Source organism: Aquimarina penaris (genome assembly GCF_040786285.1).
GTDB lineage: Bacteria > Bacteroidota > Bacteroidia > Flavobacteriales > Flavobacteriaceae > Aquimarina.
This window is the reverse complement of sequence record NZ_JBFMKQ010000002.1, coordinates 977056-984827: the sequence shown is the minus strand read 5'-3', so window position 1 is coordinate 984827 and position 7772 is coordinate 977056. Positions and strand designations below refer to the sequence as shown.

Annotated in this window: 7 protein-coding genes and 1 tRNA gene; 5 read left to right on the top strand and 3 right to left on the bottom strand. The window is 32.2% G+C overall.

Annotated features, from left to right (window positions below):
- Positions 1-155 precede the first annotated feature (155 nt).
- Positions 156-1214: a M28 family metallopeptidase gene (locus ABW637_RS13805; protein ID WP_367585285.1), complete on the bottom strand. Its 1059-nt coding sequence runs from the start codon at positions 1212-1214 to the stop codon at positions 156-158.
- Between the two features lie 172 nt (positions 1215-1386).
- Here ABW637_RS13805 and ABW637_RS13800 point away from each other — a divergent pair.
- Positions 1387-1471: transfer RNA gene (locus tag ABW637_RS13800), tRNA-Ser, on the top strand.
- 397 nt (positions 1472-1868) lie between these two features.
- Positions 1869-3308 (top strand): hypothetical protein, encoded by a 1440-nt coding sequence (locus ABW637_RS13795; protein WP_367585284.1) that lies wholly within the window; start codon positions 1869-1871, stop codon positions 3306-3308.
- A gap of 47 nt (positions 3309-3355) precedes the next feature.
- On the opposite strand, the gene ABW637_RS13790 is transcribed toward ABW637_RS13795, so the two are convergent.
- Complete coding sequence (locus ABW637_RS13790; protein ID WP_367585283.1) at positions 3356-4108, bottom strand: helix-turn-helix domain-containing protein; 753 nt, start codon at positions 4106-4108, stop codon at positions 3356-3358.
- A gap of 375 nt (positions 4109-4483) precedes the next feature.
- Here ABW637_RS13790 and ABW637_RS13785 point away from each other — a divergent pair, with 375 nt between their 5' ends.
- From ABW637_RS13785 to ABW637_RS13775, 3 genes are all read left to right on the top strand, one after another.
- Complete coding sequence (locus ABW637_RS13785) at positions 4484-5071, top strand: acyloxyacyl hydrolase (protein WP_367585282.1); 588 nt, start codon at positions 4484-4486, stop codon at positions 5069-5071.
- Positions 5072-5305: 234 nt separating this feature from the next.
- Complete coding sequence (locus tag ABW637_RS13780) at positions 5306-5608, top strand: N-acetyltransferase (protein ID WP_367585281.1); 303 nt, start codon at positions 5306-5308, stop codon at positions 5606-5608.
- Between the two features lie 80 nt (positions 5609-5688).
- Complete coding sequence (locus ABW637_RS13775; protein ID WP_367585280.1) at positions 5689-6498, top strand: TauD/TfdA dioxygenase family protein; 810 nt, start codon at positions 5689-5691, stop codon at positions 6496-6498.
- On the opposite strand, the gene ABW637_RS13770 is transcribed toward ABW637_RS13775, so the two are convergent.
- Positions 6499-7728: a sensor histidine kinase gene (locus ABW637_RS13770; protein ID WP_367585279.1), complete on the bottom strand. Its 1230-nt coding sequence runs from the start codon at positions 7726-7728 to the stop codon at positions 6499-6501. It lies immediately after the preceding gene.
- Positions 7729-7772: the final 44 nt, after the last annotated feature.

Here is a 7772-nt window from a genome sequence, read left to right as displayed (position 1 = left end):
AACCTATAATAACAAAAGACCACACTTAAATCTTAATATGAAAACACCTAATTTTGTACATAACAAAAAAACCAGAGAAGCTAGCTTCTCTGGTTTAATATAAATTATTTTAAAACTGTCAACTTATTTTAGGACGACTCATTTAAAATCTAAGATTATTCTTCTTCCTTAACCCCATCTACTACAATTCGCTCTGTTCTATTAGCAACCTCCCAAGCGGTATAAAAGACTAACTGAGCCCGTTTAGCCATCAAATCATATTCAATCTTATCAGGCGTATCTGTAGGCTTATGATAATCTTCATGTACTCCGTTAAAATAAAAAATGATAGGGATATTATGTTTAGCAAAGTTGTAATGGTCGCTTCTAAAATAAAATCGATTTGGATCATTCTTAGCATTATAGGTATAATCTAAATCTAATTTTGTGTATTTAGAGTTTACTTCTTCACTTATATTGTGCAATTCAGAACTTAACCTATCACTACCTATCAAATACACATAATTGCTTTTATCCTCTCCTTGATGAGATCCATCAATTCTTCCGATCATATCAATATTAAGGTCGGTAACTGTGTTCTCTAGAGGAAAAACTGGGTTTTCTGTATAAAACCTAGAACCGTATAACCCTTTCTCTTCTCCTGTAACATGCAAAAACAGGATAGATCTTTTAGGTCCTACTCCATCTTTTTTTGCATTCATAAATGCTTCCGCTATTTCTAACAAGCTTACAGTTCCCGAACCGTCATCATCGGCACCATTAAAGACATTTCCATTTGCATCAACTCCTACATGATCAAAATGAGCAGAAAGTACTACTATTTCATCCGGTTTTTCTGATCCTTCTATATATGCCAGAACATTTTCTGACGATTTAATCCCTCCTCTAAAATAGCTTTCGGGTATTTCTTGAAAATAATCATCTCCACCTAATGGAGAGGGAATCCCCATCTTTTTATATTGTTCTTTTAAATATTCTGCTGCCTTTTTTTGTCCAGGTTCTCCTGTATCTCTCCCCTCAAAATCATCACTTGCAAAAGTATACAAGTACTCTTTAAGCTCCTTAGAAGTAATACTTTCTGCATATGTAACTACAGATGTTTTGCCACTTACATTAGGGTTTGAGTTTACTTTAGATGTAACTCCAGATGAATTTTGCGAAGTTCCACAGCAACTAACTATAAACGCTCCAACAATTATTAAAGTACTTTTCATTTAATTATTTAATTATGAGCTCACAAGATACTCAATTCATAGTATATTTTTCAAAGAATATTTTCATGTAAACAAATTACTCTAAAATTATTTTAAAATTATTCTTTTTAGAATTAAAAAAGGTTTTATATTTGCACCCGCATTCAGGGAATACCTGATGAGACTAAACACTGGAGAATTGGCAGAGTGGTCGAATGCGGCAGTCTTGAAAACTGTTGAGGGTCACACCTCCGGGGGTTCGAATCCCTCATTCTCCGCAAAAAGCCTTGTAAACATTTGATTTACAAGGCTTTTGTTTTTTAGTTGACAGAAGTGTTCCGTTTATTTCAAATTCAAAGAATCAATTCAGTTTTTGACAATACTTTTTTCCATATCAACGACATAATCAGGAACCATTTTTCCTTTTGTCTTCCCCTATAGGTTACTACAAATCATAAGCCAAACATAACGATGAATGACCTACTACAACCATCATACTAAGCCAATTTTTAATATTTCTCTTAAAACCAACGATGAGTCGCTACTATTTTCTGTTGATAATGCTAGTATTATTTCCTACATAAAATCCCCATTATTGGGCTTACCTGTTACATATATTAATTTTAACTTTATAACGTACAGATAGCTACAATAAAATCAATCAAATACAACCGCATGGAATATAAAACTAAGTTATTCATCCCAAAGCAGCTTATTGAAAAAAAAGAAGAAATACTTACCTATTATAAAAATGAAATACCTTTTGAAAAAGCTAGGGCTTATATCTACGGAGGAGCGGATCTAACCAAAATAATAGAGTATATAAGTTTTGAAATTATTGATCTCAAAAGTTTAATGGTAAGACTTAGATTATACCACCATAACAATACAATTACTACTATTAAAAAAATGTCATTCAGACAATTAACCGTCGAATCATCTAATAATTTCCGTCAGAACCCAAAAAAAAGCTGGGAGGAGTTGACGCCCCAAGAAAAGGTTGAGATATGTCAACACGAATTATCAAGATGGAGTCTTATTCTGAAATCAGGTTCTTCTAATCCATTGGAAATCGAAAATGGTGAATCTTTTGATTATATAGAATTAATAAATAATTGCACTACCAGTGAGGGATTCGAAATAAAAATACATTCTAATGACATTAAGTATCATGCTTCGTTTGAAATGCCTTCAGAAGTTTATAATCCCCTGTGTCAGGAACAAGCCGGTTCTGAAGCAAGACAAGGTTGGTTTGTAGATTGGAATGGTACTGATCCAACAAAACCGGATCAAAATCACGGCCTTATTAATACATCTTATCCAAATATAAGTACCAATCCTGCTTTTAGTCAAATTTATTGGGAATCAGAATATCATATGAGAGATGTTGTCAAAATTGATCTATCTAAATATCGTACTATATCAGAAACTGTTATCAATGGCCAAATAGACATCAGCTTGGGAGCAATCGATTACGATCGTTGGACCTATGCCCTGGGTCCTAACAATGAATATATTCAAAAACCTAAAATGCGCAAGTTAATAGTTGCTCATGACAAAACAGAATATAAAAATCCACCATCTACATATTCGGAAATCTTATCAGGTTCTTATAAGTTTAGGCTCCCATTATTTTTAGAAAACGGTATTTATGATGTTACTTCTCCAAAAGAAAAAAAGCATTATGGTATACTTCAAAACCTTAACACCTATGAAATTAATTTTTTGAATACAGGTAAATATGAAATTGTACTTTATAATAATTCTGCCAATACTAAAGAATTGTATAAGTTAATCGTAGGTAATATTGATATCGATACTATACCAACATATCCCGAAATACAAACTATAGATCGGTTTTGTTTCGCCCCTAGAAAAACAACTTCAGAATATGATAAAAACTGGCTTCCTTCATCTATTAAAGAAAAGAACAATACCACGTACGCATTTGCACTAACATCCGACAACAACTATATACAACCAGAAAGTTGGGGTATAGAGAGAATGATATTATCGAAAGAAAATGATGAGAAGATAATTATAGATTTGATTAGCTATGAGAGGATACTTCCAATATGGCAAGGAGCAATAAAAACCCAAAACTTGATTACGTAATTTTTTTGTTATACAATAAAACCATTTTATATATTAATATAAGAGAATCAAGCACTTAAAGAGTTTTGACTGTAAGTTTTTCTGAATTTTAACGGAGGAATACCAAAATTGCTCTTAAACAATTGAGAAAAGTGACTGGGGTTATCAAATCCAACACACATTCCTACCTGAGTTATATTTTCTTCTGTGTCTATAAGTAGCTCTTTGGCATGGTCTAATTTCATACGAATTACGCATTGGTGAGGTGTTTCTCCAGTAGTTCTTTTAAACATCCTAATAAAATGATGTATGCTAAGCCCAGCGATACTTGCTAGTTCCTTTGTGGAAATAGGTTCATCAATTTTATTTTCAATATACCTGCATATACTTTTTAGCTGAAACGGTGTAATTCCCATTTTCAAACAACTACGCAAGTGTTCTTGTTCGCAAAGTAATTTAACCAAATAATCTCCCAAAGTAAAAATCATATTCTCATTTGGGCTACCATTATCAAAAGATTCTTGACTTAGCTCTTGTATTAAATATAAAGCTAACTGATTGCTTAGGCCGTTTTCCATGAAATGTAAGGATTCAAAATTATTGAAATCCATTGTTTTGTCGAGACTTCCAAAGACGCCATTATACTGACCAATTATAATTGGAACAGTTCTAAAAAAATCATCATTAGCCTTGAATTGGAAGAAATATGAACATCCATCAGAATTATTCAATGAGAATGATTTGCTGTTCTGGTTAACTAGAAAAATAATCACTGGATTTAACGGTAATACGTTTTTAATCGTATTCGTGGAAGTAGTCATTCTGACTAGACTATTAAGATAATTCATGATCTTGGGTTTTATTTATTTGTCCAAGACAAGCGTTATGCCATAAAATATTTTATAACCTAAATACAGTTAATTATCTGATAATCAATGATGTAAACATTTTTATTTTTAATATTTGTTTCCTCTTAACATCAAAAAAACACAATATTTAGTATTCCTCCAATGTATCGTAGTACATGAGTAATAAAACTATTTTGATTTTAGCACAAACATGGGTAAGCTGAGGTGTACTTCTTGTCAATTTTTGGACAAAACGAATATAAATCGAGAAATGAAAATAAGGAATCTTACCACCTTTGATGCCTAAAAAAGTTAAATGCCGGTGTTACGCATTGTTTAGGTTTTATCATGAAATTACTTATTATTTTTTTCGTTCGTTTATCTTTAATATCCGTTTGGATTGGAGGTGCTATGGCTCAAAATAGCATAGAATTAGGATTAGAATCAAAACACAAAATTGGATTTGCCACTGGTTTTGGACTCAAAGAAAAATACAATTATCAGGTTTATTTTTTTCAAATCGAATATTACCGAACATTGTATAGTGGTAAAACTATGAACTTGGAAATTATCTTTCAGCCTCAATATAATACTACAGAATTGAGTTATTCGGCCGAATCACAAAATATATTGAAAGGTCATGAATTCGGTGTAAACATGGGAGTGTTGTTACGAAAATACATAATCAAGGGTGTTTTGAACACCTATATTTCGTTTAGTTCAGGACCTCATTATGTTTCTAAGGCTCTTCCACATCAGGCGGATGGTTTCATTTTTTCTGACAATCTATTAGTCGGAATCAACATAAAAATTGAAACTGGTGTATATCTGGATGTAAGAACAGGATTTCGCCATATCAGCAATGCCGGACTGAAGTCTCCCAACAGAGGTATAAACAATTATGTGCTAACAAGTGGGCTTATCGTGCAGTTGTAATAATAGGTAAGAATAAGATGCCCATATTTATATTAAGTGCGCAACTTTTTGATAGTACAGCAAGATTCTCTGAAAATAGAAAGTTAATTTGGTCGAATTTTGTATAAACCAGAGAGGCTGTTATGGGATATATACATAATTAGGGGTTTGTATTTTTCTTCATACGTTTTGAATTGATGAGTTTTAGTTTATATGAAGTATATCCCATAGATAGCCCAACTAAAATCAATTAAAATGGAAATAATACCGTTAATATTAAGCAATGAAGGAGAAAGGAGTTTTTTCGAATTTAGAATAAATGATCAAAGGGCTTTCATAGAATTTCAAATGTTCAATCAAAGAATTATGCTATTACTGTCTTCAGGTATGACCAAACATTTGCTTAATGCAGAAGAAGTACTACACGCATTAATTGAGCGTGTCTTAGATCATCTTAGAAAATCAGACTGCAAAGTTATATCTTACTGTCCAAAAATTAATGCGTTTATCAAAAAGAACCAGCGTTACGGCCGAGTATTACAATTCAATTTAAATTAAACAAATCTTCTTATAAGATTAATTACCAGAGTAAAAAGACAACTTAAATTGAGAAAAAGTTTTACTTAAAAAGATGCTTGATGCCACTATTCAACAAACTATATCGAAACCATAAAACTTTAAGCGTTCACGGGGTCAACCCCTATTTTGGAGTTGAAATATGTAATCTACCCAGTATCCATAGAATCAAGGCTTTTCATATCGAAAAATTAAAATCATTAGTGTTGAAATATGGCTTAGTTATTCTAAGAGGTAATAGACACTGGTCGGAGAGTGAGCAAGTTGAATTAACAAAAAGACTTGGAAAATTAGATGCCCCTACAATATATTCTTCTATAAATCCATCGGATCCTTCAATTTTAAAGAAATGGCCAAATGTGAAGCAATCTGGTTTGCAATGGCACAGTGATAGATCTTACCATAAAAAACCATCATATTTAAGCATATTCCAGATGATCGAAACTCCCTCATCCGGTAACCGTACGTCTTTTTTAAGCTTAATTCGTGTTTATGACAACCTTCCGGAGCAGATTAAAAGAAAATGGGCTAACTATAAAACGATCTATGCTTTTGAAAAAGTCGTGCACCCACTTTTCTGGGTACATCCATTTACAGGAGTTAAAACCTTATATTTTGACTTCCGATTTGCTTCTGAAATTGTTGATCCTTGCAATTCTGAAGTACACTTAGAAGTAAAGGATATTAACAAAGTTATGCAAATAATAGCTCAAGCATTTGCAGAAGAAAAAGCCAAATACCATCATATCTGGCAAAAAGGAGATCTGCTTATTGTAGATAACTATTCGGTCGCACATAAGACAAATATTGTCTCAGAAAATGGGGAATCAAAGGTATTAATAAGAACTACTACAGAAGGAATTTATTTTTAACTAAGCAGCTTGAGGTTCCTGTATGTAAATTTCAAAACCTGCACCATTTCCATCTATAATTTTCATGTCTCCATTAAGTTGATCAACCAGTCCTTTTACCAATTGCATTCCAAAAGAAGTCAAGGTTTTTATATCAAAATCCTTGGGCAAACCTGTTCCATTATCAAAAATTTCCAGTCTATATGTATCAGGAATTTCTGAAGATTTGAAATTGATATTTACTTTATTATCATTTCTATTATCATCAAAAGCATATTTAAACGAATTAGTAACCAACTCGTTAATGATAAGTCCCAGTGGTACGGCCAGAGACATATTTATTTCTTTATTTTCAACCTCAATTTCAAAATGAATTACTTTTCCTGCGGTTTTAAAAGTTTTTCGCATTTGTTCAACAAGCTCTTCAAAATAGTCATTGACACGAACCTTGGTATAGGTATTCGAGTTATATAAGTTTTGATGAATAATTGCCATCGATTTTATTTTGGTCTGACTTTCTATAAGTGCCATCCTAAGTTTTCCGTCTCCCTTAGCACTATTGGCCTGAGCATTCAACAAACTCAGTATTATCTGCAAATTGTTTTTAACCCGATGATGAATTTCTTTCATTAAAAGTTTGTTTTCCTCATATTTTTCCTTCACCGTTTTATGAACACCTTGTTTTAAGTTAAGAACTCTAAGTAAAACAATCAGGAGAAATAATATGATAAAACTGCCCACTGCCAGTCCTATGCCAAAGTTCTGCTTTTGCTTGGTTTTTAGGTTCTTGATATTGTCATTTACTTTTGAAATCGTTATCTTATTATCAATCCTTTTCTCTTCATAAGCAAGTTCTAATTCTTTGATCAAGTTATTAAGAGTACTAATTGCAAGGTCGTATTCGCCTGCGGCATTAAGAACCATCGCTTGATGAACTACTCCTTTTGAAATAATATTTGAGTCTTTAACTTGTTCTCCAAGCTCAATTACTTTATCCGCATAAACTTTCGCACTGTCTAGATATTTCTCATCATATTCTTTATAATTTAGATACAGCCTGCTAAGTGAAATCATATAATTCGCTTTTGATGCTTCTAATTTTTCAGTATGTAGAATAGATTTTAAGCTGTCAATTTTTATAGTTAGTTCTGAATGCACTTGGCGCTGACCTAAACTACTGAAAATCGCAAATTGAAAAAAGATGAGTATAAGTAAGGCTGTTTTAGAATATGATAAATTTTTATTTTCCATTGTGACTAACAAGTTGGTTTATCAGTATGAAATTAATTAAGTTC

Coding starts and splice junctions, on each gene's coding strand:
- ABW637_RS13775 (WP_367585280.1), top strand. CDS start 5,689: ATGCCACTATTCAACAAACTATATCGAAACCATAAAACTTTAAGCGTT.
- ABW637_RS13795 (WP_367585284.1), top strand. CDS start 1,869: ATGGAATATAAAACTAAGTTATTCATCCCAAAGCAGCTTATTGAAAAA.
- ABW637_RS13770 (WP_367585279.1), bottom strand. CDS start 7,728: ATGGAAAATAAAAATTTATCATATTCTAAAACAGCCTTACTTATACTC.
- ABW637_RS13785 (WP_367585282.1), top strand. CDS start 4,484: ATGAAATTACTTATTATTTTTTTCGTTCGTTTATCTTTAATATCCGTT.
- ABW637_RS13790 (WP_367585283.1), bottom strand. CDS start 4,108: ATGACTACTTCCACGAATACGATTAAAAACGTATTACCGTTAAATCCA.
- ABW637_RS13780 (WP_367585281.1), top strand. CDS start 5,306: ATGGAAATAATACCGTTAATATTAAGCAATGAAGGAGAAAGGAGTTTT.
- ABW637_RS13805 (WP_367585285.1), bottom strand. CDS start 1,214: ATGAAAAGTACTTTAATAATTGTTGGAGCGTTTATAGTTAGTTGCTGT.